Annotated in this window: 23 protein-coding genes; 13 read left to right on the top strand and 10 right to left on the bottom strand. The window is 65.1% G+C overall.

Going from position 1 to position 24,056, the window contains the following annotated elements:
* Positions 1–2: 2 nt before the first annotated feature.
* The 5 genes from ACIGJE_RS16790 to ACIGJE_RS16770 are packed head-to-tail and all read right to left on the bottom strand — an operon-like array spanning position 3 to position 5,462.
* The gene (locus tag ACIGJE_RS16790; RefSeq protein WP_415084800.1) at positions 3–947 is read right to left on the bottom strand and encodes an amidohydrolase family protein; all 945 of its coding nucleotides are present in this window, start codon (positions 945–947) and stop codon (positions 3–5) included.
* Entirely contained in the window at positions 944–1,897 is a 954-nt protein-coding gene (locus tag ACIGJE_RS16785; RefSeq protein WP_415084798.1) for an ABC transporter permease, read from the bottom strand. The genes ACIGJE_RS16790 and ACIGJE_RS16785 overlap by 4 nt, the downstream gene beginning before the upstream one ends.
* A complete protein-coding gene (locus ACIGJE_RS16780) occupies positions 1,894–2,856 on the bottom strand; it encodes an ABC transporter permease (protein ID WP_415084796.1) in 963 nt (320 codons plus the stop codon). Before ACIGJE_RS16780 ends, ACIGJE_RS16785 begins: the two co-directional genes overlap by 4 nt.
* Positions 2,853–4,361, bottom strand: coding sequence for a sugar ABC transporter ATP-binding protein (locus tag ACIGJE_RS16775; protein ID WP_415084794.1), 1,509 nt, complete (start codon positions 4,359–4,361; stop codon positions 2,853–2,855). The genes ACIGJE_RS16780 and ACIGJE_RS16775 overlap by 4 nt, the downstream gene beginning before the upstream one ends.
* 30 nt (positions 4,362–4,391) lie before the next feature.
* Positions 4,392–5,462: an ABC transporter substrate-binding protein gene (locus tag ACIGJE_RS16770; RefSeq protein WP_367622662.1), complete on the bottom strand. Its 1,071-nt coding sequence runs from the start codon at positions 5,460–5,462 to the stop codon at positions 4,392–4,394.
* Positions 5,463–5,745: 283 nt separating this feature from the next.
* Between ACIGJE_RS16770 and ACIGJE_RS16765 the strand changes: the two genes are divergently transcribed.
* Together ACIGJE_RS16765 and ACIGJE_RS16760 are read left to right on the top strand one after the other, a co-directional pair.
* The gene (locus tag ACIGJE_RS16765) at positions 5,746–6,534 is read left to right on the top strand and encodes an IclR family transcriptional regulator (protein ID WP_311938302.1); all 789 of its coding nucleotides are present in this window, start codon (positions 5,746–5,748) and stop codon (positions 6,532–6,534) included.
* 151 nt (positions 6,535–6,685) lie between these two features.
* Entirely contained in the window at positions 6,686–7,456 is a 771-nt protein-coding gene (locus ACIGJE_RS16760; RefSeq protein ID WP_311938301.1) for a helix-turn-helix domain-containing protein, read from the top strand.
* Here the strand turns inward: ACIGJE_RS16760 and cydC are convergent.
* Complete coding sequence (gene cydC, locus ACIGJE_RS16755; RefSeq protein WP_483678117.1) at positions 7,442–9,112, bottom strand: thiol reductant ABC exporter subunit CydC; 1,671 nt, start codon at positions 9,110–9,112, stop codon at positions 7,442–7,444. The genes ACIGJE_RS16760 and cydC overlap by 15 nt on opposite strands.
* Positions 9,109–10,887 (bottom strand): thiol reductant ABC exporter subunit CydD, encoded by a 1,779-nt coding sequence (cydD, locus tag ACIGJE_RS16750; RefSeq protein WP_415084788.1) that lies wholly within the window; start codon positions 10,885–10,887, stop codon positions 9,109–9,111. Before cydD ends, cydC begins: the two co-directional genes overlap by 4 nt.
* Before the next feature lie 267 nt (positions 10,888–11,154).
* Here cydD and ACIGJE_RS16745 point away from each other — a divergent pair, with 267 nt between their 5' ends.
* From ACIGJE_RS16745 to cydX, 3 genes are read left to right on the top strand one after another with little or no spacing between them, the layout of a single operon-like run.
* Positions 11,155–12,738 carry a cytochrome ubiquinol oxidase subunit I gene (locus ACIGJE_RS16745; RefSeq protein ID WP_483678115.1) on the top strand — a complete coding sequence of 528 codons (1,584 nt, stop codon included), beginning with the start codon at positions 11,155–11,157 and terminating at the stop codon, positions 12,736–12,738.
* Between the two features lie 21 nt (positions 12,739–12,759).
* Entirely contained in the window at positions 12,760–13,908 is a 1,149-nt protein-coding gene (gene cydB / locus ACIGJE_RS16740) for a cytochrome d ubiquinol oxidase subunit II (RefSeq protein WP_415087263.1), read from the top strand.
* Between the two features lie 12 nt (positions 13,909–13,920).
* Positions 13,921–14,064: a cytochrome bd-I oxidase subunit CydX gene (gene cydX / locus ACIGJE_RS16735; protein WP_311938295.1), complete on the top strand. Its 144-nt coding sequence runs from the start codon at positions 13,921–13,923 to the stop codon at positions 14,062–14,064.
* 20 nt (positions 14,065–14,084) lie between these two features.
* Here the strand turns inward: cydX and ACIGJE_RS16730 are convergent, their stop codons facing one another.
* Entirely contained in the window at positions 14,085–15,590 is a 1,506-nt protein-coding gene (locus tag ACIGJE_RS16730; RefSeq protein ID WP_483678113.1) for an MFS transporter, read from the bottom strand.
* Positions 15,591–15,672: 82 nt separating this feature from the next.
* On the opposite strand from ACIGJE_RS16730, the gene ACIGJE_RS16725 reads away from it, so the two are divergent.
* The 4 genes from ACIGJE_RS16725 (at position 15,673) to ACIGJE_RS16710 (ending at position 18,015) form a co-directional block, all read left to right on the top strand.
* Positions 15,673–16,245: a TetR/AcrR family transcriptional regulator gene (locus tag ACIGJE_RS16725; RefSeq protein ID WP_394309108.1), complete on the top strand. Its 573-nt coding sequence runs from the start codon at positions 15,673–15,675 to the stop codon at positions 16,243–16,245.
* A 203-nt stretch (positions 16,246–16,448) separates the two neighbouring features.
* The gene (locus ACIGJE_RS16720; RefSeq protein WP_367622651.1) at positions 16,449–17,057 is read left to right on the top strand and encodes a superoxide dismutase; all 609 of its coding nucleotides are present in this window, start codon (positions 16,449–16,451) and stop codon (positions 17,055–17,057) included.
* 35 nt (positions 17,058–17,092) lie between these two features.
* Positions 17,093–17,701, top strand: coding sequence for a flavin reductase family protein (locus ACIGJE_RS16715; protein ID WP_311938290.1), 609 nt, complete (start codon positions 17,093–17,095; stop codon positions 17,699–17,701).
* A complete protein-coding gene (locus ACIGJE_RS16710) occupies positions 17,680–18,015 on the top strand; it encodes a tetratricopeptide repeat protein (RefSeq protein ID WP_415087261.1) in 336 nt (111 codons plus the stop codon). The genes ACIGJE_RS16715 and ACIGJE_RS16710 overlap by 22 nt, the downstream gene beginning before the upstream one ends.
* An 18-nt stretch (positions 18,016–18,033) precedes the next feature.
* Here ACIGJE_RS16710 and ACIGJE_RS16705 read toward each other — a convergent pair whose 3' ends face one another.
* Entirely contained in the window at positions 18,034–19,299 is a 1,266-nt protein-coding gene (locus ACIGJE_RS16705) for an MFS transporter (protein WP_483678110.1), read from the bottom strand.
* A 104-nt stretch (positions 19,300–19,403) separates the two neighbouring features.
* On the opposite strand from ACIGJE_RS16705, the gene ACIGJE_RS16700 reads away from it, so the two are divergent.
* Positions 19,404–19,862, top strand: a complete 459-nt coding sequence (locus ACIGJE_RS16700) for a winged helix-turn-helix transcriptional regulator (protein WP_483678108.1) — start codon at positions 19,404–19,406, stop codon at positions 19,860–19,862.
* Between the two features lie 75 nt (positions 19,863–19,937).
* Positions 19,938–20,984, top strand: coding sequence for a MerR family transcriptional regulator (locus ACIGJE_RS16695; RefSeq protein ID WP_483678107.1), 1,047 nt, complete (start codon positions 19,938–19,940; stop codon positions 20,982–20,984).
* Here ACIGJE_RS16695 and ACIGJE_RS16690 read toward each other — a convergent pair.
* Complete coding sequence (locus ACIGJE_RS16690; RefSeq protein ID WP_311938283.1) at positions 20,973–21,638, bottom strand: GntR family transcriptional regulator; 666 nt, start codon at positions 21,636–21,638, stop codon at positions 20,973–20,975. The genes ACIGJE_RS16695 and ACIGJE_RS16690 overlap by 12 nt on opposite strands.
* A 234-nt stretch (positions 21,639–21,872) precedes the next feature.
* On the opposite strand from ACIGJE_RS16690, the gene bioB reads away from it, so the two are divergent.
* Entirely contained in the window at positions 21,873–22,853 is a 981-nt protein-coding gene (gene bioB, locus ACIGJE_RS16685; RefSeq protein ID WP_483680278.1) for a biotin synthase BioB, read from the top strand.
* Entirely contained in the window at positions 22,850–24,013 is a 1,164-nt protein-coding gene (locus ACIGJE_RS16680; RefSeq protein WP_483678105.1) for an 8-amino-7-oxononanoate synthase, read from the top strand. The genes bioB and ACIGJE_RS16680 overlap by 4 nt, the downstream gene beginning before the upstream one ends.
* Positions 24,014–24,056: the final 43 nt, after the last annotated feature.

Below are 24,056 nucleotides of genomic sequence, written 5' to 3'. Positions count from 1 at the left end.
GATCAGGTTTCGCTGGTAGCAGCTTTATCGAGGCCGAGGCGGTAGACCCGGTCGGCGGTGGCAAAGAAGAGATCCCGCTGTTCATCCGCGCTGAATTCGGAGGCAACGGTTCGAAAGGCCTCGTAGACCTCCGCGAAGCTGGCATGCAGCCCGGCAACCGGGAAATCGCTGGCGAACATGGCACGCCCCGGACAGAAACAGGCGATGCAGTGTTCGATCACCGGCCTCAGGCTGTCGAGGCTCCAGTCATTGTCATAGGCAACGAGATCCGAGATCTTGACGAGGACATTGTCGGCTCGCCCCAAAGCTTGCAGGCCCCGCCGCCACAGCGTCATGCCCTCCGGACTGCGGTCAGCCGGGCTGCCACAATGGTCGAGCACGAAGATCGTATCGGGAAAATCTGCAACCAGACGCAGGGCTTCCGTCATTTGCCAGGGAAACAGCATGAGGTCGAAGGACAGGCCGAGCCGCGTCGCCTGGCGCAGGCCGTCGCGCCAGCGCGGATCGCCCATCAGGTCCTTCGAACGGGCAAAGCTCTTGGCGGGTTCGGGGTGCCAGCTGACGATATCCCGGATGCCGACGACCAGGTCGTTTGCCGCTTCCGCCTCCAGCAGCACCGCAGCGTCGGGACGATCGAGTGGCACGCGAGCCACGATGCGCCGCGCCACGCCGGAACGCCTGTCGAGGCTTTCGAGCCAGCGGCTTTCCTCCAAGGGGTATTCGGAAGACCAGCCCGCTTCGACATGCACGGTGGCGACGATGTTCTGACCGGCGGCATCGGCGCGATAGTCGGCGACGCCGTAGTCGCGGCGGATCGGCGCCAGGCTGCCGAACACCATTTCCCTTTCTTCCCGTTCCGGCGGGCGCAGCCAGGGGTGGCGCCCCAGCGACAGATCCCAGAGGTGATGATGCGGGTCGATCACCGGCCCGCCATAGAGAGCGGTCATCGGCGCGCCTCACGCCCCGAGATCAGCAGCAGGGCCAGAATGAGCGAACCGAACATGATCGAGCGCCAGCCAGGCGAGGCGTTCACCACCGTGATCAGCGCCGTGGTAGTCACCAGCAGGATGGCGCCCGGGATGGTGCCGGCATAACTGCCCTTGCCGCCGAGAATGGAGGTGCCGCCGAGCACCACCGCGGCGATCGACATCAGCAGATAGGGATCGCCGATGCCGACATAGCCCTGCCGGTTCATGCCGAGGATCAGCGTGCCGGCGAGGCCTGCAAAGAAGCCGGACAGAGCATAGAGCAGCAGCGTGTTGCGGGTGACGCTCACGCCCGACAGCCGCGCCGCCACCGGATTGGCCCCAAGGGCCAGGAAACGCACGCCCATCGGCATGCGATGCAGCAGGATGAGCACCGCGACGGAGACGAGGATCCACAGGATGATGCCGGCGGGAATGCCCAGCGGCCGCGCCGAGCCCAGCCAGATCACGGCCTTGTTGGTGACGGAAACCGCGCTGCCGCCGGCGACGATCACCAGCAGGCCCTGCAGGAAGGTCGCCATCGCCAGGGTCATGATGATCGGCGGTACGCGCAGGAAGGCGGCACCGGCGCCGTTCACCAGGCCGATACCGGTGGCTATCGCCAAGGCGCCGACGATGCCGATCAGCCCGGTGGCGTCCCAGCCCGGCGAGATCAGCGGCAGCATGATCGCGGTGACGGTGATCACGGCCCCGACCGAGAGGTCGATGCCGCCCATGATGATCACCAAGGTCTGCCCCGCCGCCACGATTCCGATCACGGCGGCCAGTTCCAGGAGATAGCGCAGATGGCCATAGGCGCCGAAGCCGCGCAGGCTGAAGCTGGCGACGAGCCAGACCAGCGCCACCAGGATCAAAGTGAGCAGCGCCGGGTTCCTGAACAGCCCCCTGACGGTCGTGACGAGGCCGCTCATTTCTTCCTCCAGCGCGCGGAGAGTTCGGGAATGGCCACGGCCCCGACGATGATCAGGCCCTGGGCGACATATTGGGCGACCGGGGGGAAGCCGAGGAAGAACATCACATTGATCATCACCGAGAGCAGCAAGCTGCCGCAGATGGCGCCACGCATGGTGCCTTTGCCGCCGAGAAAGCCGACGCCGCCCAGCACCGCTCCGGCGATCGAATTCAGCGTGAAGGGATTGCCGATGACGGGGTCGCCCGATCCGGTCTGGGCTGCCACGAAGAGGCCGGCGAGGACGGCGAGGAGGCCGGAGACGGCGAAGGAAATCACCTTCACCCTTTCCACCGGCACGCCCGAGCGATAGGCGCCGACCGGATTGTCGCCGGCAGCATAGATGCCGAGGCCGGTCGGCGTGGCCAGGAACAGCTTCCAGGCCACCAGCACGATGAGGAGCAGGATGAAGGCCGTCGGTCCGTCGCCGGCCAGGAATTCGGAGAACCAGGGCGGCACGAAGCCACCGGGCCGCGGCAGGATCAGCAGGGCCACGCCGGTGATGATGAAGGAACCGGCGAGCGTGACGATGATGGCCGGCAGGCGCAGATAGGCGACGATCACGCCGATCAGGCTGCCGATCGCCAGCCCGGCCAGGGCCACCAGCAGGATGCCGCCGACCGAGCCCGCCGGCCCGCCCATGGTCGTGGCGGCGATCACGGCGCCGAGGCTCACCATCGGCCCGACCGCCAGGGTGATGCCGCCATTCAGCATCAGCAGGGCCTGCGCCATGGTGACCAAAGCGAGCGGGAACCAGTTCTGGGTGAATTTGGAAAAGCCACCGAGGCTCAGAATACCGGGAAAGAGCCAGGCATAGAGCAGCAGGAAGACGGCGACGACCACGTAGAGACCGCCGAGGCCGCGATTGCGGCGGCGCTGGACTGCCCAATAGAGCTTGGATGAGGAGACAGTGCCGCTCATGCCGCGACCTCCCGGTTGGAGACGCCCATGGCGGAGCCGACGATGGCTTCCTCGGAAATGGCATCGCCCTCGAGCGCGGACACCGCCCGCCCCTCGCTGAACACCACCACCCGGTCGCACAGATGCACGAGTTCGGGCGTATCCGAGCTCAACAGGATCACCAGCTTGCCGTCGGCGGCGAAGCCCTGGAGCATCAGATAGATCTCCCGCTTGGTCTCGATATCGACGCCGCGCGTGGGATCGTTGAGCAGCAGCACCGAAGGATCGAGCGGCAGCCATTTGGCCAGTGCCACCTTCTGCTGGTTGCCGCCGGACAGGGCCTGGACCGGGCGCTCGGTGTCGCCCTTGATGGTGAGGCGCCTGGCAAGCTCCGCGACCAGCGAGCGTTCGCGGCCGCTGTCCCGCAGCCCGCGCCGCGCCTGCAGGTCGAGCGAAGGCAGCAACAGGTTGGAGGCGATGGAATGGGGCAGGATCAGCCCCTCCTTCTTGCGGTCGGCGGGCACATAGGCAAGGCCCGCGTCGTTGGCGGCCCCCACCGTGGTGAACAGGCCCGACCTGCCGCATAGATGGGCGCTGCGAGCCGAAGCAGGCATGGCGCCATAGAGCCCAAGCAGGAAATCCTCCTGGCCCTGCCCCACCAGGCCGCCAATACCGACGATCTCGCCCGAGCGAGCGCTGAAATCGACGTCGCGCACCATGCCGGCGGAAAAGCCCTGAAGGTGGATGCGTTCCTCGCCGATGCTCCGCGGTGTCCAGGCCGGGAAGAGGTCGCCGGCATCGCGCCCCACCATCAGGCGTACCAGTCCCTCGGCGTCGACGCCGGCGAGCGGCTGGTCGGCCGTGACAACGCCGTCCTTCAGCACCGTAACATGCGAGCACAGGGCCCGCACCTCGTTGAGGCGATGCGAGATGTAGAGAAGCGCCAGCCCTTCTTCGCACAGCCTGCCGATCAATCCCGCCAGGATGCCGGCCTCATGGCCCGACAGCGAGGAAGTCGGCTCGTCCAGGATCAGCACGCGCGGGCGGCGAAACAGCGCCTTGGCAATCTCCACCATCTGGCGGCGGCCGAGCGCGAGGTCGCCGACCAGGGTGTCGGGCGCTTCCGTCAGGCCGACAAGGCCACAGACCTCCGCGACCCTCCGCTGCAGTTCCTGGTAGTCCACCAGGCCGAAACGGCGGGGATAGGCGCCGAGGCCGATATTCTCGGCGATGGAAAGCTCCGGCGTGAGGCTGAGTTCCTGCTGCACCACCGCGATCCCGGCCTTGCGGGCGAGATCGGGGCTGAAACGCGTGAGGGACTTGCCGTCGAGCACGATCTCGCCGCCGTCCGGTGCCAGGGCACCGGACAACAGGTTGATCAGGGTCGACTTGCCGGCGCCGTTCTCGCCCAGCAGGGCATGGACCCGGCCCGGGCGCAACGTGATGCTGACACCCTTCAGTACCGGATTGCCGTAGAAGCCCTTCAGGACCTGGCGGGCTTCCAGCAAAGGCGGACGATCGCTCATGAAACAAACTCTCCGTGCGAACCTCGACGTCTACTGCGCCAGCAGCTTGTCGAAGAGCGCGCGGTCATAGTCGGAGTAGATGTAGCCATCCGCCGGGAACTTGTCGGCGCGGGCGAGATAGGAGTCGATATTGCTGTCGTCGATCACCGGCAGCGGCACCTTGACCTTGGCCGGGATGGTCTTGCCCTGCAAGGCCTGGACCGCCGCATAGACCGAGAAGGCACCGAGCCAATTGGGCTGCATGGTGCCCCAGCCCTTCAGCTTCTTCTCCTTCCACAGTTCCAGGAACTGGCGGGCGTTCTCGCCGGTGGTCGGTACCTGGTCGCGGCCCTGGCGGTCGAAGGCGAGCACCGAGCCGGCCGACAGGGCGCCCCCGAGCGACAGCACCCCGTCGATCTGCGGATTGGCGAAGAGCAGGCTGGTCATCGCTTCCTGGGCCGGTGCGACATTGTATTCGGTATTGGTCTCGGTGATGATTTCAAGACCCTTATTGGCGTCGAGCACCGGCTGGGCACCCTTGCGGCGATCGTCGCTGACCGAGACGCCGGCCGGGCCGTTCATGATGATGATCTTGCCCTTGCCGCCGAGCTGCTTGACCATCCATTCGGCGGCCTGCTTGCCCCATTCGAGCGAATCCGTGTTGATCTTGGCGGTAAGATTGTCGGTGTCGACGAGGCTGTCGAAATTCATCACGGCAATGCCCTTGGCGCAGGCATCGGAGACGACGCGGTCAAGCGCCGTGGACGAACCGGCCTCGACGATGATGGCATCGAGGTTGGCGTCGATCATCGACTGGATCTGCTGGATCTGGGTCTGGGCATTGCCCTGGGCGTCGGTGATCATCAGGTCCTTGACCAGCCCCTCCTTCTTGAGCGCGTCGACTTCGCTGACGATGGTGCCTTCCGTCTGCTTCATCCAGGTCGGTACGGAGTAGATGTTGGCCCAGCCGATGCGATAAGGCGCCTTGCGATCGCCTTTGACGCAATTCGAGGCAGCCTGAGCCACGCCGGCCGTGGCCGCGAAGGCCAGTACGGCGAGCCCTACTCCCGCCATCAAGGCGCGCCGATCGGTAAGCTTCCGCAGCAAAGAAGTCTTGATCATGTCGTTCCCCTCTTGTGAGCCAGCGGGCCTTGTTCGCAGCCTTGGCTCTTGCATGATGTACAATATACTGTACATATGGTCACAATATCGGACAGCGCGAACTATAGGTGGTTTTTCGAGGCTGACAAGCAGGTGGCGAAATTTTTGAAGGCGTTGCAGCCGCCATCCGAAATATCGTTGCTGAAACGAGCGGTTTGAGGCTTGCATTGATGCGTGCCGTAACGTTCATCAGTGAAACAACGGCGGCGGGCAGCCCGCTCGAGCGGGTCAGGTAGGATAGGAAATGGATTCAATCAGCGACGAAGGTATTGCCAGGCGCACACGCGGGCTTGATCGTGCCTTCGAAATTCTCGATTTCCTGCGCATGAAGCGCGAGCCGACCAAGCCCAACGAGATCGCTGCCCGGATCGGGGCGCCGCGCTCATCGGTCTACGAACTGGTCAACCTTCTCTTGCGCAACGGTATTCTCGAATATGCCGATGGCGAGGGCCGGGTCTATCTCGGCCGCAAGCTCTATTTCCTCGGCGCGGCCTATGAGGACCATTTCGATTTCATGCGCGAATGCGACAAGGTCCTGGCCCAGATTGCGGCGGAGACGCGCGAGACCGCCCAGTTCTGCATGTTGGATGGCAACAAATATACGGTCGTCCGCATGAAGGAGGGCGTCAGGCCTTTCCGGATTTCCTCCGATGTCGGGCGTGCCGTGCCGATTCCCTGGACGGCGTCGGGGCGCCTTCTGCTGTCGCATCTGAGCGACCAGGAGATCCGGGATTTCGTTCCGCCCGGTGATTTCCGTCTGCCCAATGGCAGCCTGCTGGATCCGGGCCACTTCATCGCCGAAGTCCGCCAGGCCGCCGCCGCGGGCGAGTTTACCTTCAACAGCATTGTCGACAGCTTCACCCATTGCTTTGCCGTGCCCGTCTTCGACGGACAGGATCGCTGCACCGCCACGCTCTGCCTGGTGACCCCGCGCGAGGACGGCATCCGCAACCGCCAGCATTATCTCGATTGCCTGAAGACGGCGGCGCTTTCGCTGCATGGCAAGGCCGTCGGCCCGCGCGCAGCGGCGTAGCTGCAATCACGGTCGGTCGGCGCCCCGACAATGCGAAAACCTGCCTGTGGAGGCGATTGATAAGCAATCCGACTGGACGAAATGTCCAGTCGTTCAGCGTCTACCTACCTGCTACCCCATGGACGTGGTCGCAACGCGATTGGTTCTCATCATGGGCGCAGCAGCCGGTTTTCGCTCTTCTCTCACGCTTGTGCGCAAGGCCTGTGGAGCCTGCCGCGCGTGCGAGGTTCGGCACCAGGCCCTCTGCACGGCCATGGCCGACGAGCATCTTCACCGCCTCGAAGACATCACGAGCCCGGTGCTTCTCCAGCCCAATCAGGCGCTGCTGCGCCAGGGCGATCCCTGCCGCAAGGTCTACAGCCTGACATCCGGCATGCTGCGGCTGTTTACCGACCTGCCCGATGGCCGGCGCCAGATCACCGATTTCCTGATGCCGGGCGACTATCTCGGCCTGGTGGATGACGATTTCCATTCCCAATCGGCCGAAGCCGTCGTTGCCTCCAGCCTGTGCGCCTTTCCCATCAACCAGATGGAGCTGCTGATGGACGAGTTTCCGAGTCTGCGGGAGCGGCTCCATCGCATGACCAGGGCGGCCTTGCGCCAGGCGCATGACAGTCAGCTCATGCTGGGCAGGCTGGCACCGCTCGAAAAGCTGGCCGGCTTCCTGCTCATGCTCGATGCCCGGACCAACCATCACCCCCACCATGGGCGGCGGCTGCAACTGGCAATGTCGCGCACCGATATCGCCGACCATCTGGGCCTGACCATCGAGACCGTCAGCCGTTGTTTCACCCGGTTGAAGGCGCAGGGGCTGATCCGCCTGCCGGAAGCCCATCTGGTCGAAATTCTGCACGAGGGCCGGCTCGCCGAGATTGCCGGCATCGGCCTGTCGCCCGAACATCTTCGGCTAGCCGCCAGTTAGTTCCACGGGCATCAGGCGGCCATCGGCGAGCGCAAGCACCCTGTCGACCGCGCCTTCCGGGATCTCGGCGTGAGTAGCCAGGATGACACTGCGTCCTTGGGTGGCGGCTGCGAGATCGGCAAGGAAATCCGTCTCCATGGCGCGATCGAGACCGGTGGTCGGCTCATCGAAGACCAGGATGTCGGCCGGCGACAGCAAGACGCGGGCGAGGCAGAGCCGCCGCGCCTGCCCGACGGACAAAGTGCGGCCCGCCTCTCCGACGAAGGCATCGAGCCCTTCGGGAAGGCTCCGCACGAAATCGGCGATCCGCGCGGCTTCGAGCGCCGCCCAGAGTTCGGCGTCGTTCGCTTCTGCCCGGCCGATCGACAGATTGTCGCGCACCGAGCCGAGAAAGACGGGCGCGCTCTGGCTCAATAGGGCGAGCCGCGCGTGGAGGTCGGCCTGGCGTACGGTGCGGATATCCGTGCCGCCCATGGCGATCGAACCGGCCTGGGGATCGTGCAGCCTGAGCAGCAAGGCAAGCAGGGTCGACTTGCCGCTGCCGCTTTCGCCGATGATCGCCACGCGCTCGCCGGCCGAGATGGTCAAGCTGAGATCGCACAGCACCGGGCGCGCCGGGTCGAAGCCGAAAGTGACCTGGTTCACGCTGAGCGCGCCATTCGGCAGCATCACGGGGCGGTGTGGATCGCTGATCGCCGGCGCCATCTGCGCGATCGCCCGCACCCGCTCGGCCGATGTGACGGCAGAGCCGAATTTGGCGACGCTGCGCACCAGCATGGCCGTCGCTTCGAAACTGGCGAGCACTGCAAGCAGCAGCCCGACGAGCAGAGGACCGCCGATTTCGGCCTGCCGCAAGGCCTCGATGCCGCACCAGAGCACACCGACAAGGGCGATCCCCGCCAGGGCCTGGACGGAGGCTGCGGCCAGCAGGCCGGCGCGCGCCGAACGCCTGCGGGCACGGGCGAGGCGTTTGGCCGCCTTGTCGAATTCCTGCCCTGCCGCCGCAAGTCCCCCGAAGGCAACCAGATCGGCATGGCCGTCGATGCGATCCAGCATGGCGATACGCAAGGCGGCGGAGGCTTCCACCAGTTCCGCTCCGAGCCGATGTGAGAACAGGATCAGCACGGTGGGAACACCGGCAAGGGCGAGGATCATGGCCATGGCATAGAGCGGAGCAGCGGCCGGCAGCAGGATGAAAAGCCCGACTGTCATGCCGGTCCCGATCAGCAAGGCGGTGAGGATCGGGCCGAATGCCGTCAGGAAGACCGTGTCGAGCGTATCGACGTCGGCCGTGAGGCGACTGACGAGATCGCCATGCCTGAGATCGCGGGAGGGCAAGGGAACACGGGGAAATAGGCGGGCGAACAGCCAGCCCCTGAGGGCCGAGAGGAGACGCAAGGTGGCGTCGTGCCCGACCAGCCTTTCGCCATAGCGCGAAAGGATCCGCACCAGGGACAGCCCCCGGATCAGCGAGGACGGTCCGAACAGGTTGAAACTCGCCGCTGCTGTGGTGAGAGCCGCTGCCGTCAGGAACCAGCCCGAGACCCAGAGCAGTGCAACGCCGGCGGCCAGGGTCAGCACGGCCAACAACAGCGCCAGACCCATGCGGCCGATATGCTGGCGGAACAGCGGCCAGAAGGACAGCAAGGCTATCATGCGGTCCACCTCGGCTGTTTCTGCTGCCTGTCGACATGAGGATGCGGCATCGGCAGCAGCTTGCCGCCGGCCAGCCGCCAGGCTTCGTCCAGCCGAGCGGCCACGGCGGGCGAATGGGTCGCGATGATCATGGTGCGTCCGGCAGCAAAATCGACCAGCGCCTCGAGCACGCGGGCCTGCGTGGCGGCATCCAGATGCGCCGTCGGCTCGTCCAGGAGAATCAGGCCGGGGTCACGCAGGAACAGGCGTGCCAGGGCGACCCGATGGCCCTCCCCGCCCGACAGGCCGACGCCTCCCTCTCCGATCGGGGTATCGAGCCCCTCTGGCAGTTTCGAGGCAAAATCCAGGACGCATGCCTGTTCCGCCGCCTGCGCGATTTCCGCGGCCGAGGCGGAAGGCTTGCCCAGCCTGATATTGTCGGCGATCGAACCATGGAACAGGCGCGAGCGCTGGCTGATGAAGGCGACGCCCGCCCGCAGGCTGTCCTCGTCGATCGCAGCGAGGTCGAGCCCTGCGATGCGGATGCCGTCGCCTGGTCTCAGCCGGGCCAGCGTTTCCAGCAGGCTTGACTTACCGATGCCGCTTTCACCGAAAAGCGCCAGATGCCGGCCCGCTCCGATTTCCAGCGAGACGTCGTCGAGCAGGATGCGCTCACTGTCGGGCACCCCGATGGTCAGGTGCTCGACAGTGAGCGGCAATCCGCCGGACGCCGCAGGAAGATGCGCTGGGCGCTCCGGGCCGGTGGTGGCCTCCGGCAGTCCCGCGAAGCGTGCCTCGATCTCGGCAATCGCCGCCTTGGCGGAAGCCCTGTCGTGATAATGGGCGGCGAGCAGGCGTAAGGGCTGATAGACTTCCGGCGCCATCAGCAGACAGAACAGGCCCGCCTGCAAGGTAAGGGCGGAGCCACGCAGGTCCACAAGCCCCAGATAGGTCAGGCCCACATAAAGCGCCACGCCGGCAACACCGAGGGCGGCGAAGAATTCCAGCACGGCAGAGGACAGGAAGGCGATGCGCAGCACGCGCAGGGTCCGGCGGCGCAGATCCTCGCTCGCCCGTTCGACGTCTCTGGTCTCGAACTCGGCCCGGCCGAAAAGTTTCAGCGTGGTCATGCCGCGCAAGCGATCGGCGAAATGCCCAGACAGCCGCACAAGCGCATTGGCCTGGGCCTTGGTCGCCGCCTCCGCTCCCCAGCCGACCAGCGCCATGAACAGCGGGATGAGCGGGGCCGTGAGCAGGAACAGCAACCCGACCACCCAGTCGACCGGAAGCACCGCCGCGGCAAAGGCCAGCGGCAGCACGGCCGCCTGTATGCTCGCGGGCAGGAAGCGGGCGAAGAAGCCGTCGAGCGCCTCGACCTGGTCGACGACCGCAGCGCTCAAGGCGCCGGAAGAACGGGATGCCGACCATTCCAGCGAACCGGCCGACAATTTCGCGGCGAGCCGGCTGCGCAGATCGAATTTGATGCGCTCGGCCGCGACGATGCCTGCCTGCTCGCCCAGGGCTCCCAGTCCGAGCCTCGAGGCGATCAAAACAGCGACCAAGAGGATCGGACTGCCGAGCGCCGCAATGCTCTCTCCTCCCACCACGGCCCGATGCAGCACGGAAGCCAACAGATAGGCCTGGGCGACGAGGAGAGCCCCGGAGACCAGCGGCAGGATGGTGGCGATCGCCAGTTCTCGCCGCGCATGACCGGCGAGAGTGGCAAGGGCGGAACGATCTTCCCTGCTCGATCCTGCTGCGATCCGGGGACCGGATGTCTCGCCTGCCTGCTTCACACGAGCCTCATCTTACATTCCGAAGTAACATTGGCTGCGATGGTTCACCAATGATGCCAGTATAGCCATTGCTTTTCTTGCAGCACAAAGTGTTGCGCACTTTAGATTTTATCTTGAAAAAGCAAAATCAATCGAAGCACAATCCCACCATCTTTAGCCGCCGCGGGCTGCTTGGGGCATTGATTTCAATCAATGCCCGACTCGGGTTGCCCGTTTAGGGAAACTTGAAACTGGCGCAACGCCAGTATTGGACCGGGTTTGGCGTCTATGATTGATTTCACCATTGTCGATCTGTCACGATTGCAATTTGCAGCGACAGCCATGTATCACTTCATCTTCGTGCCCTTGACGCTGGGGCTCTCCATCCTGGTCGCCATTATGGAGAGCGTCTATGTGATGAGCGGCAATCCGGTCTGGCGCCGCATGACTTTGTTCTGGGGCACGCTGTTCGGCATCAATTTCGCGATGGGCGTCGCCACCGGCATCGTGATGGAATTCCAGTTCGGCATGAACTGGAGCTACTACAGCCACTATGTCGGCGACGTCTTCGGCGCGCCGCTCGCCATCGAAGGCCTGATGGCTTTCTTCATGGAAGCCACCTTCATCGGCCTGTTCTTCTTCGGCTGGGACCGCCTGTCGAAAGTGGCGCATCTTGCCGTCACCTGGCTGGTGGCACTGGGAGCCAATTTCTCGGCCCTGTGGATCCTGATCGCCAATGGCTGGATGCAGAATCCGGTCGGCTCGGTCTTCAATCCCGATACGATGCGCATGGAGATCACCGATTTCATCGCGGTCATCTTCAATCCGGTCGCCCAGGCCAAGTTCGTGCACACGGTCAGCGCCGGCTATGTTGCCGGATCGATGTTTGTGATGGCGGTCAGCGCCTTCTTCCTGCTGCGCGGGCGCCACCGCGAGCTTGCCCGCCGCTCCATGGTGGTGGCGGCGAGCTTCGGCCTTGCCTCGGCCCTGTCCGTCGTCGTCCTGGGTGACGAGAGCGGCTATGTCGCCACCGAGCACCAGAAGATGAAGATCGCCGCCATCGAGGCGATGTGGGAGACCGAGCCTGCGCCGGCCGGCCTCACCCTCTTTGCCCTGCCCGGCAAGGATGGCAATCGCTACGAGGTCAAGGTTCCCTGGGTGCTGGGCTTGATCACCACCCGCAGTCTGAACAAGGAATTGCCGGGTATCTGGACGCTGGTCGAGCATGCGGAGGTCCGCATCCGCAACGGCATCCAGGCCTCGGCCAGTCTCGACGCCATTCGCAAGGATCCGAACGACAAGGCCGCCCGCGAGGCCTTCGCCAAGCAATGGCCGGATCTGGGCTATGCGCTGCTGCTCAAGCGCTACCGCGCCGATATCCAGAACGCCACGCCGGAAGAGGTCCAGCGCGCGGCGCTGGATACGGTACCCGGCGTGGCGCCATTGTTCTGGAGCTTCCGCGTCATGGTGGCCCTGGGCTTCTATTTCATCGCCTTCTTCGGTCTCGCCTTCCTGATGAGCTGCCGCCATCGTCTCGGCGAGAACCGCGCCTTCCTGCGCGTGGCCTTGTGGAGCCTGCCTTTGCCATGGGTGGCGATCGAGGCCGGCTGGCTGGTCGCCGAATATGGCCGGCAACCCTGGGCGATCGAGGGCGTGCTGCCGACCTTCTATGCCGCTTCCGGCCTCACCCTCACCGATCTCGTCATCAGCCTGGGCTTCTTCCTGGCGCTCTATACGAGTCTCCTCATCGTCATGGTCTTCCTGATGGTGAAGACCATCCGCAAGGGGCCGTCCGAGCATAGCGTGCTCGATGAAGCACCGGCTGGCGCAGGCCCCCTGCCCGAGCCCGCCCTCGCCCGCACACCGCGCTGAGCCAGATCAGGATACGCACTCATGACCACGATCCCTCTCGACTATGAAACCCTGCGCCTGATCTGGTGGGCCCTGCTCGGCGTATTGCTGATCGGCTTTGCCATCATGGATGGCTACGATCTCGGCATTGGGGCATTGCTGCCCTTTGCCGCCCGCACCGACGAGGAACGCCGCATCCTCATCAACCTGATGGGGCCGACCTGGGAAGGCAACCAGGTCTGGCTGATCCTCGGCGGCGGCGCGATCTTCGCCGCCTGGCCGGCGCTCTATGCGACGTCCTTTTCCGGCTTCTACCTGGCGATGATCGCCGTGCTGCTCGCCCTGATCCTGCGTCCCGTCGGCTTCAAGTTCCGCGGCAAGCTCCAGGATCCGCGCTGGCGCAATCTGTGGGATTGCGCCCTGTTCCTCGGCGGCTTCGTGCCGGCTCTGATCTTCGGTGTTGCTGTCGGCAATGTGCTGCTGGGCGTGCCGTTCGGCCTCGATGCCACGTTGCGTCCGTCCTATAGCGGCACCTTCTTCGGCCTGCTGCGCCCCTTTGCCTTACTGGCCGGGCTGGTCAGCCTCGCCATGCTGGTCACCCATGGCGCAGCGGTGGTTTCAGCCCGCACCCGGGGCCCGATGACGGAGCGGGCGCGCTCCTATGGCCGCCTTGCCGCCCTGGCAACCCTGGTGCTGTTTGCCTTGGCCGGGGTCTGGATCGCCTATGGCATCGACGGCTATGTCGTCACCAGCCAGCAGGACCCGTTCGGCCCCTCCAATCCGCTGGGCAAGACGGTCGCACTCGAAACGGGCCGCTGGCTCGCCAACTTCCATAACCATGGCTGGATGTGGACGGCGCCGACCCTCGGCCTGCTTGGGCCGCTGGTGGCCTTTGCCGGCCTGTCGGCCCGCATGGGCAAGCTTGCGATCTTCGGCAGCAGCCTCGCCATCATCGGCATCATCGCCACCGCCGGCCTGGCGCTGTTCCCCTTCCTCCTGCCGAGTTCGCTCGATCCTCAGGTCAGCCTCACCGTCTGGGATGCGTCCTCCAGCCACATGACGCTGTTCGTCATGCTGCTGGCGACGGCGGTCTTCCTGCCGCTGATCCTGGCCTACACCACCTGGGTCTTCCGCGTGATGCGCGGTCCCGTCACCGCCGACTCGATCGGCCGCAATCCCAACGCCTACTGAGGAGATCGGTACATGTGGTATTTTTCCTGGATCCTCGGGCTCGGCCTCGCCTGCTCCTTCGCTATTCTCAACGCGATGTGGTTCGAACTGCGCGAGCAGAAAGTGCCTGTCACCAAGGTGGCGGGCAAGCCGGACCGGTCGACGGCCGGTAACTGACAGCGGTTCTCCTGCGATCGTCAACCGATCGGTTGACGATCGCTCAGGCGGTCCTGGCGGCGGCCCATCAGGCCGACGACGAGTGCCGTCAGCAGGAAGAGCAGCGAGCAGACGGCGATCACGCCCAGAAAGGCCTGCTCGAAAGCCGAGCGTGCCAGCCGGGCCAGCATGTCGGCCGATGGCCCCCGCAGCGTTTCGGCTACCAGCAGGGCTTCATCCAGGCTGTCCCGAACGGTGCCGGCAACCGGCAGATCCGGTGGCAATACCAGCATCGCCGTATAGATGGCCGACATGATGGTGCCCATCACGGCAACCCCGAGCGCGCCGCCGAGTTCGTAGGAGACCTCCTCGATCGAGGCGGCCATGCCGGCCCGCTCCTCCGGCGCATTGATCATGATCGCACTGGAAGCGGCCGACATCGACGCGCCGACGCCGAATCCCATGGCGCTCAGAGCCGTGAGCCAGAGCGCCGCCGTTCTGTCATGAGTCAGCAGGAAGACAGCAAGGCCGCCGCCGGCCAGCGCCAGCGACATCCAGAGCACATGGCGGGCCCCGAGCCGAGGCAAAGCGAGGCCCGCCAGCGGCCCCGCCACGATCGAGGCCAGGGGAATGGGCAGCAGAAGCAGCCCCGCCTGCAGCGGCGACAGGTTCCGCACCAGCTGCAGATGCTGGCTGAACACCAGTTCCACGCCGATCAGGGCCGCCGATGACACGGTGGCGACGATGACGCCCGCTGCGAATTCAGGATTGCGGAACAGGCTGAAATCGATCAGCGGCATCTCGCTCCGGCTCTGCCGCCGCCCGAAAAGAAAGAATGCCAGGGCGCCAATGAGCCCCGCCACAAGCGCAACCTCCCAACTCGGCGAACGCTTACCCAGTTCCTTGATGGCATAGGCGGTGGCGATCAGCCCGGCCATGATCTGGAGCGAGCCGACAAGATCCCAAGGGTGGCTGGCACGGCCCGGACGGTTTTCCAGGACCAGGCCGGCCGCCACCCAGGCGACAACGACTACCGGAACGTTGATCAGAAAGACCGAGCCCCACCAGAAGAACTCGAGCAGAAAGCCGCCCAATACCGGGCCAAACGCCGCGCCGCTCGATGCGACGGCTGCCCAGACCCCGATGGCAAAAGCCCTCTCCTTCTCGCTGGTGAAGGTGACGCGAATGATCGCGAGGGTCGCGGGCATCATCATGGCGGCACCGACGGCCAGCAAAGCACGGGCAGCGATCAGCACCATCGAACTGGGGGCGAAGGCAGCGAGCAGCGAGGCCGCCCCGAAGGCGATCAGGCCGGCCATGAACAGGCGCTTGGAGCCGATGCGATCGCCGAGTGTCCCGCAGCCCGGCAACAGGCCGGCGACGACGAGCGGATAGGCATTGAGGATCCAGAGCTTTTCGGAGGCGGTCGCGGCCAGGTCATGGGTCAGGCGGGGCAGTGCCGTGTAGAGCACTGTCAGGTCGACGACGATGAGGAACAGGGCGCTCGAAACGATTGCGAGAACCAGCCAGCGATTGTGATATGCCATGATCGAGTTCAGCGTTGTATGAAATTATCCGTGCAAAGCGGACCGCTTGCCCACCCCACCTGACCAATATAAATACATACGTATGGAAACAAAAGAGAGAAGCGGCCTCGGCCGTCCGCGCAGCATCGACCGCAACAAGGTTCTCGATGCGGCGGAAGCCGTGGTGGCACGTATCGGCCCCGCCGGCCTGACCATCGATGCGGTCGCCAAGGAAGCGGGCATCACCAAAGGCGGCGTGCAATATTGCTTCGGCACCAAGGATGGCCTTCTCAAGGCCATGCTGGAGCGCTGGGCCGCAGGTTTCGACACCGAAGTTGCCAGGCTCGCAGCCGAGCAGCCAGGGCCTTTCGCCATGGTCCGGGCTTATGTCGAGGCCAATCGCCATACCGACGAGAAGGATGCGTCCCGTTCGGCCGCCATGCTGGCAACCCTGATCCAGAGCCCGGATCAGCTGGCCGATACCCGCGCCTGGTACCGCCGCTATCTGACGGAGATCGATCCCTCTTCTCCCGAGGGGCGCAAGGCGCGCCTCGCCTTTCTCGCCTCCGAAGGCATCTTCTTCCTGCACAGCTTTCAATTCGTGCAGATGACCGAAGCCGAATGGCAGGAGATTTTCGAGGACATAATGCGCCTGCTGCCGGACAGTCCGGCATGACGCCCGCGACTAGATTGAAGGCTAGGCGCGCCGATCCACAGCGAGGAAGGCATGAACGAGGAAGGCATGAACGAGGAAGGCATGGCAATTTTCCAACCATCAACTTGACATATGCGGCAATTCGTTTTTCAAAGACAAGACTTTGAAAATGGATTGCGCCACCGCTGATGGTGAGCGCAGTCCGCCGATGATGGAGAAAGACCATGGCCTTCACGCTCCCCACCCTGCCCTATGCCATCAACGCCCTCGCCGCACGCGGCATGAGCCAGGAGACGCTCGAGCTCCATCACGGCAAGCACCACCAGGCCTATGTCACCGCCCTCAACGGCTTCGTGGAAAAGGATGCCGCGCTGGCGGGCAAGACGCTCGAGGAGATCATCGCCCTGGTCAAGGACCGGCCCGAGGTGGCACCGGTGTTCAACAATGCCGGGCAGCATTGGAACCACATCCACTTCTGGCAGGCGCTCAGCCCGAATGGCGGCGGTATCCCCGGCAAGCTGCAGGCCAGGATCGATGCCGATCTCGGCGGCACCGATGCCTTCAAGGAAGCCTTCAAGACGGCGGCAACCACGCAGTTCGGTTCGGGCTGGGCCTGGCTGGTCGCGGGCAAGGACGGCAAGCTCAAGGTGACCAAGACGCCGAACGGCTCCAATCCGCTCGCCACCGGCGAAGGCACGCCCCTGCTCGGCCTCGACGTCTGGGAGCACAGCTATTATGTCGATTTCCGCAATCGCCGCCCCGACTATGTCACGAACTTCCTCGACAAGCTGGCCAACTATGAGTTTGCCGAAGCCAATCTGGCCGCGCTTTGACAGCCGGGCGCAGCGTGTCGGGCGGATGGGGAGATATGCCTTTGCGTGAAATCGCCCATTCCGTCCCCGTCACGCCGATGGCACTGACATCGTCGCGCCGGCCTCCCATCCAACGATCGGAGTTCGCCGAGGCGATGTCCAACCTGGCAGCGACGGTATGCATCGTCGCCGGCCATTGGCAGGGCGAACGCCAGGGGCGCACGGCGACGGCCGTGCTCTCCCTCTCGGCCGAGCCGCCCTCCCTTCTGGTTTCGATCGACCGGACATGCCGCCTGGCCGAGCTCGTCCTTGCCTCGGGCCGCTTCTCCGTGGCGATGCTGGCGAGCGACCAGGAGAACATTGCCGATGCCTTCGCCGGCAAGCTCGGCGGCATCGACCGCTTCAGCGTCGGCGACTGGCAGAGCTGGTCGTCCGGTACGCCGCACCTGTCTTCTGCGGCGGCGTCCATCGACTGCGAACTGATCGGCAGCATGTCGATCCCCACCCATCTCGTCATCGCCGGCGCGATCGTCGGAACGCAGCTGGCGAAGACGACCGCGCCGCTGCTCTGGCACCGGCGGCAATATCATCGACCCGCCCCGCTTTCGGAGTGGCCGCCACTCTTCGCCGAGGAGCCCCAGCCATGGCCGACACCGGCGGATTGATCGCCCGCCTGGAGCAGCAGATCATCTCCGGCCGCGACAATGCCCTGGCGCGTTTCACGCTCGGCCGGGCCCGGCTGGAACAGGGCGACCCGGCGGGGGCCATCCTGCATCTCACGCAGGCCATCGCCCTGAAACCGGACTATGCCGCTGCCTACAAGCAGCTTGGCGCCGCCCATGCCAAGGCAGGTAATATATCGGCGGCGATCACCGTCTGGGACAAGGGCTGCGCCGTTGCCCAGGACAGCGGCGAGTTGCAGGCCCTGCGGGAAATGACCTCCCTGCTCGGCAAGCTGAAGCGCCTCCATTCGACCTGAGCTCCCGATCACGCCCGATTATTCGGCAGCATCGATCGCCTGCATCGCTTCCTTGGGCGTTGCGCCCAGGGTTGCCGCCCAGAAGACCAGGGTAACCGCCGCGATGGCAGCGCCGAGCAGGCTGACACCGGTCCAGCCGGCATAGGCATAGACCAGGGTCGAGGACGACGAGCCAAAGGCGCTACCGATCGAATAGAACACCATATAGGCCGCGGTCAGGCGGCTCTGCGCCTCCGGCCTGACCCGATAGATCATGCCCTGATTGGTGACATGCACGGCCTGGAGGCCGAAATCGATGACGAGGACGCCGAGGACCAGCCAGAGGATCGAGTAAGGCAACAGTCCGATCGGCAGCCAGGCAAGCAGCATCAGGCCGAGTGCGATGCCGGTCACGCGCTGCCCGTAGCCGTGATCGGTCCAGCGTCCCGCCCGGGACGCTCCGAGAGCGCCAGCCGCGCCGGCCAGGCCGAACAGGCCGATCACGCTGTGCGAGAAGGAAAAGGGCGGTGCACTCAGGGGCATCACCAGCGGTGCCAGCAGCGTGGTGATGTCGGCAAAGATCAGCATGGCGATAATGGCACGGATCCGAAGCACCGGCTCCTCGACCAACAAGGTGAAGACCGAGCCGATCAGTTGGGGATAGCTCAACCGGCTCGCCGGCCGAGGCTGTTGCGGCAACATGCGCCAGAGTGCCAGCACGATGAGGAGAGTCGCCGCGGCCGAAGCGAGATAGACCGTGCGCCAGCCTGAAAGATCGGTGAGCGTACCCGCCACCGTGCGCGCCAGCAAAATGCCGAGCACGATGCCGCTGGTGACGATGCCCACCACTTCGCCGCGCTGGGAGGGCCGCGCCAGGCTGGCGGCATAGGCGACGAAGGCCTGAGTCACCACCGCCAGCAGCCCCATCACCGCCATGGCGACGAGCAGCATGGCGCCGTTCGAGGCGAAGGCGATCGAGACCAGAGCAAGGACGGAGAGCAGCGATTGCGCGATGACCAGCTTGCGCCGCTCGATCAGGTCGCCGATCGGCACCAGCAGGACGAGGCCGATGCCATAGCCGAGCTGGGTGGCGCCGACGATCAGGCCGGCGGTTGCTCGCGACAGGCCAAGATCATCCGCCATCACGTCGAGCATGGGATGGGCAAAATAGGCATTGGCGACAGCAAGGCCGCTCGCCACGGCAAACAACAGGATCAAGGTACGCGACAAGGGGGTCGCAGATGGCCCGGCCGTGATTTCAACTTCCGCGGCACGCGGGCATCCCAGCTCCACTTCGGAAGGCATGGCAACTCCATCGCAATATAGGTTTAATAATGAAACCATTTGATTCATAGGTGATGGAGTTTTATGATGCAACCAATTTCCGACAAAGAACGACGAACAGGGTCATGGTCAAGCGCAAGAGCCTCACCGGGGACTATTGTCCGAGCGCACGTTCGCTCGACGTGATCGGCGACTGGTGGTCGCTGCTGATCGTGCGCGATGCCTTCGATGGGCTGACGCGCTTCGGCGAGTTTCAAAAGAGCCTCGGCATCGCCAAGAACATCTTGTCCGAGCGCCTGAAGACGCTGATTGCCCGGGGCATTCTCAAATCCGCGCCGGCATCGGATGGTGGTGCGCACCAGGAATATCACCTCACCGAGATGGGGCGGGATCTCTTCCCGGTGATGGTGGCCTTGCGCAAATTCGGCGAGGCCCATTTGTTTGCGCCCGGCGAGCCGCATTCCCGCCTGGTCGAACGCGAGACCGGGCAAGCCATCGAGCTCGAGATCCGCACCAGTGACGGGCGTGCCGTCGATGCCAAGGATGCCATCATCCTCAAGGTCGAGGAGAACGACGCGGCGTGATGGAGAGCCTGCGCGCTTGACCTTGCCCCTGGGGCCGCCTCGATAAGAGGATGGTCAACCATCGAGGGGTGATTCATGCCGGCATCCGCGCGTTTCCTCAGCCCGTCCGAAGCCGCCAGGCGGCTGGGCGTCTCGACCAAGGCCCTGCGGCTCTATGAGGACAGGGGCCTGCTTGACCCGCCGCGCTCCGCCGCGGGCTGGCGTGTCTACGGGCCTGGGGAGATCGACAAGGCGCGGGAGATTGCCGCGTTGCGCCGGCTCGGCTTCTCGCTTGCCGAGATTGCGCGGGTGCTGAAGGGCGATAGCCGCGAACGGGTTGCGACGCTCGCGGCGCATCAGACGGCCATCAAGGATCGCCTCAAAGGACTTGCCGCCACGGCGATGACACTGCAAGCCCTCCAAAGCGGCCACGCCAACACGCCTGCGTTAGTGGCGGGGGATCTCATGCCGCACTCTTCATCCGGCCGAGAACCAGCCATTGCCTTCGACCTGCCCTGGCCCTGGGGTGGCGAACGCTTCGCGATTCAGGACATCAAGCCGCTGACCTACATCATCGGCCCTCTCGGCAGCGGCAAGACCCGATTGGCACTGCGTCTGGCCGAAACCTTGCCGAATGCCGCCTTTCTCGGCCTGGAGCGCGTATCCGACACGGCCGCATTGCGGAAAGGTTTGGCAGCCGATCCGGCTCTTCGCGATCGCGTCGAGCCGATCCTCGCGCAACTCGCCCACCACGGCGCCGGGATGTCCGATGCTCTCACCGCTCTGGCAATCGGCCTGGCAGAGGAAGGCCCCGCCTTTCTTGTCATCGACATGATCGAGCAGGGATTGGACGAGCCGACCCAGCACGCAGTAAGTGCCTATCTGCGAGCGCGCCCTCCCGGCACCAGCCCGCTCTTCGTACTGACCCGGTCTCATGCCATTCTGGACCTGGCGACCACCGGCGAGGAGGAGGCCATCATCCTGTGCCCCGCCAATCACAGCCCTCCTTGTCTGGTCGTTCCCTTTCCGGGGTTCCCCGGTTACGAGGCGGTTGCGTCATGCCTCGCTTCGCCGACGGTGCGGGCGCGCACGGAGGGTGTCATCGCCTGGAGACCTGGTGCGAGCGCTCCTTCACCGGCCTGAACCGATCCAGGAAGTGGAAGGCGGCGATGTCGGAAAGTCGCCGCTCTTTCCCTGCTCGAGCCCACGGATATGCGACTGCAGCAGGGTGGCCGCGCGCCCGGCATCCCGCTGTCGCAGGGCATCGAGAATCTGCCGGTGGGCGTGGCTGGTGCCGGGGCGCCATCCCGCCGTCCGCGTCGCCGCGAAAATGATGCGCGAATTGGCGAGTTGCAGCCCATCCAGCATGGCAAGCAGCCGAGGCATGCGGCAGGGTGCCACGATCTCGCGATGGAAGGCCCGGTTAGCGAGTTCCCAATCCTCGATGGTCTCAGCCCGGTCACCGGCCTGAAGGGCCTGCTCCATCCGTTCGAAACTCGTCGCATTCAGCCAGGGAATGGCATGGCTGACCGCCAGCACTTCCAGGTTCGCCCGAATCTCGACGACTTCCTGCGCTGCTTTGCCATCGAGCGGCGCCACCCGCATGCCGCGCCGCGGCTCGTTGACCGCCAGGCCCTGGGCGCGCAGCAGCTGGAAGGCCTCGCGGGCGGGTACATGGCTCGCCTCGAACTCCGCCGCGATCCTGTCCTGCCGGAGCGGCGTTCCCGGCGCCAATTCCCCGCGCACGATGCGCTCGGCCAGGGTACGCGCTATGCGCTCGGCAACGGTTTCGGCCACGGCAGCTCCATAGATTATCTATGATAAAACCAGATGCATCCTCGCTTCGCAACTTTATGATGATTCCAGATAGATAGATTCAAGATTTTATCTATAATTTTGAGGCGCTGGACATTTGGCTGCCTCTCCTTCCCACGCTCGCGCCCTTCCTGAAGGGATCCGCGACCGGTCATGCGAGGAGACGAAATGCACGATCACCTGTCGACGAGTCAGAACCAGGAGCGCGCGCCCGGTATCCACGGTTCGAGCACGGACCGCGCCGCCGCCCTGCCCTGGAACCATGCCGAGGCGCGCGCGATCTATGACCTGCCGTTCAACGAGCTGCTGTTCCGCGCCCAGACCGTTCATCGCCGGCATTTCGATCCAAACCGCATCCAGCTCAGCAAGCTGCTCAGCATCAAGACGGGCGGCTGCCCCGAAGATTGCGGCTATTGCAGCCAGTCGGCCCATCATGACAGCGGCCTGAAGGCTTCCAAGCTCCTGGAGGTCCAGCGGGTGATCGAGGAGGCGCGCCAGGCCAAGGCAGGTGGCGCCACGCGCTATTGCATGGGCGCGGCCTGGCGCAGCCCCAAGCAGCGCGACATGGCCATGCTCGTCGCCATGGTCGAAGGCGTGAAATCGCTCGGCATGGAGACCTGCATGACGCTCGGCATGCTGTCGCCCCAGCAGGCCGGCACGCTCGCCGAGGCTGGCCTCGACTATTACAACCACAACATCGATACCTCGGAGCGTTACTACCCCGAGGTGATCACCACCCGCAGCTTCGCCGAGCGGCTGGATACTTTGGCCAATGTGCGCGAGGCCGGCATCAAGGTGTGCTCCGGCGGCATTCTCGGCCTCGGCGAAGCGGTCGATGACCGCATCGCCATGCTGGTGACGCTCGCCAACCTGCCGGAAGTGCCGGAAAGCGTGCCGATCAACATGCTCATCCCTGTGCCCGGCACCCGGCTGGCGGATGCCCCGCCGGTCGATCCGATCGAGTTCATCCGCATCATCGCGCTCGCCCGCATCCTGATGCCGGCCTCGCATGTACGCCTCACCGCGGGACGCACGGCGATGAGCGACGAGACCCAGGCCCTGTGCTTTTTCGCGGGTGCCAATTCCATCTTCGTCGGCGAAACGCTGCTCACTGCCGCCAATCCGGGCGACGACAAGGACAGCAGCCTGATGCGCCGTCTCGGCCTGACGGCCGCGCCGATGGAGGAGACGCCGTGAGCGACGCATCGCCGGGCGAGCGGCCCCGGCTGGCGCGCTACGCGGCAAGGCTCGGCCAGTTCGAACGCAAGGGGCGTCGCCGGGTCCTGGCACCGCTGAGCGGCATCGATTTCAGCTCCAACGACTATCTGGGGCTGGCGTCGTCATCCCGTTTGCATAAAGCCCTCATCGCCGCCGTCGATCGTCGCGTGCCCGCCGGCGCCGGCGGCTCGCGCCTGCTGTGTGGCAACCATCCCGAGCACGAGGCACTGGAGGCCGAAGCCGCCACGTTCTTCGGCTCACCGCGCATGCTCTATTTCAACGGCGGCTACACCGCCAATCTCGCCGCGCTCTCAACCTTGCCCCAGCGCGGCGATCTCATCGTCCACGATGCCCTCGTCCATGCCAGCGCCCATGCCGGCATCGCGGCCGGCCGCGCTGCGGCCGTGGCCGTACCGCACAACGACATTGCCGCCTTCGAACAGGCGATCCGCGCCTGGCGGACGGCCGGCGGCAGGGGCCATCCCTGGATCGTGGTCGAAAGCCTCTACTCCATGGATGGCGATATTGCGCCCCTGGCCGAGCTGATGGCACTGGCCGATGCGCATGACGGCTTCCTCTATGTCGACGAGGCCCATGCCACCGGCGTTCACGGCCTGGGCGGACGCGGCTTTGCCGCCGCCTTGGAAGGGCGCGACAATGTCGTGGTGCTTCACACTTGCGGCAAGGCGCTGGGCTCCTCGGGCGCGCTCATCGGCGCCGGCGCCGTGCTCTGTGACGTCCTGGTCAACCATGCCGCCCCCTTCATCTATGCCACTGCGCCCTCTCCTCTCCAGGCTGCATTGGTGCGCGAAGCCCTGCGCGTGCTGGCGGACGAGCCGGAGCGGTGTGGGCGCGAACTGTCGCTCGTCGCTTTTGCCAACCGCCTCGTGGCCGAACGGCTCGGCATCGCGACCAGCGGCTCGCAGATCCTGCCTGTCGTCATCGGCGACAATGAGCGCTGCCTCGCCATCGCCGAGCGGATGCAGGGGGCCGGTTTCGATATCCGGGCCATCCGCCCGCCGACGGTTCCGGCCGGCACGGCGCGCCTGCGTATTTCCATCACGCCCAATGTCGACGAGGAAGTCATCACGCAAATGGTCGAACGGCTCGCTATGGTAATGGCGGAGGAGGATCGATGAAACGAAGGTCCTGGGACCGCGGACGTCCTCGTCCACTCTTGGA

This window comes from Labrys sp. E2SS-1L, assembly GCF_057073705.1.
This window is presented reverse-complemented; position numbering and strand designations above follow the sequence as displayed.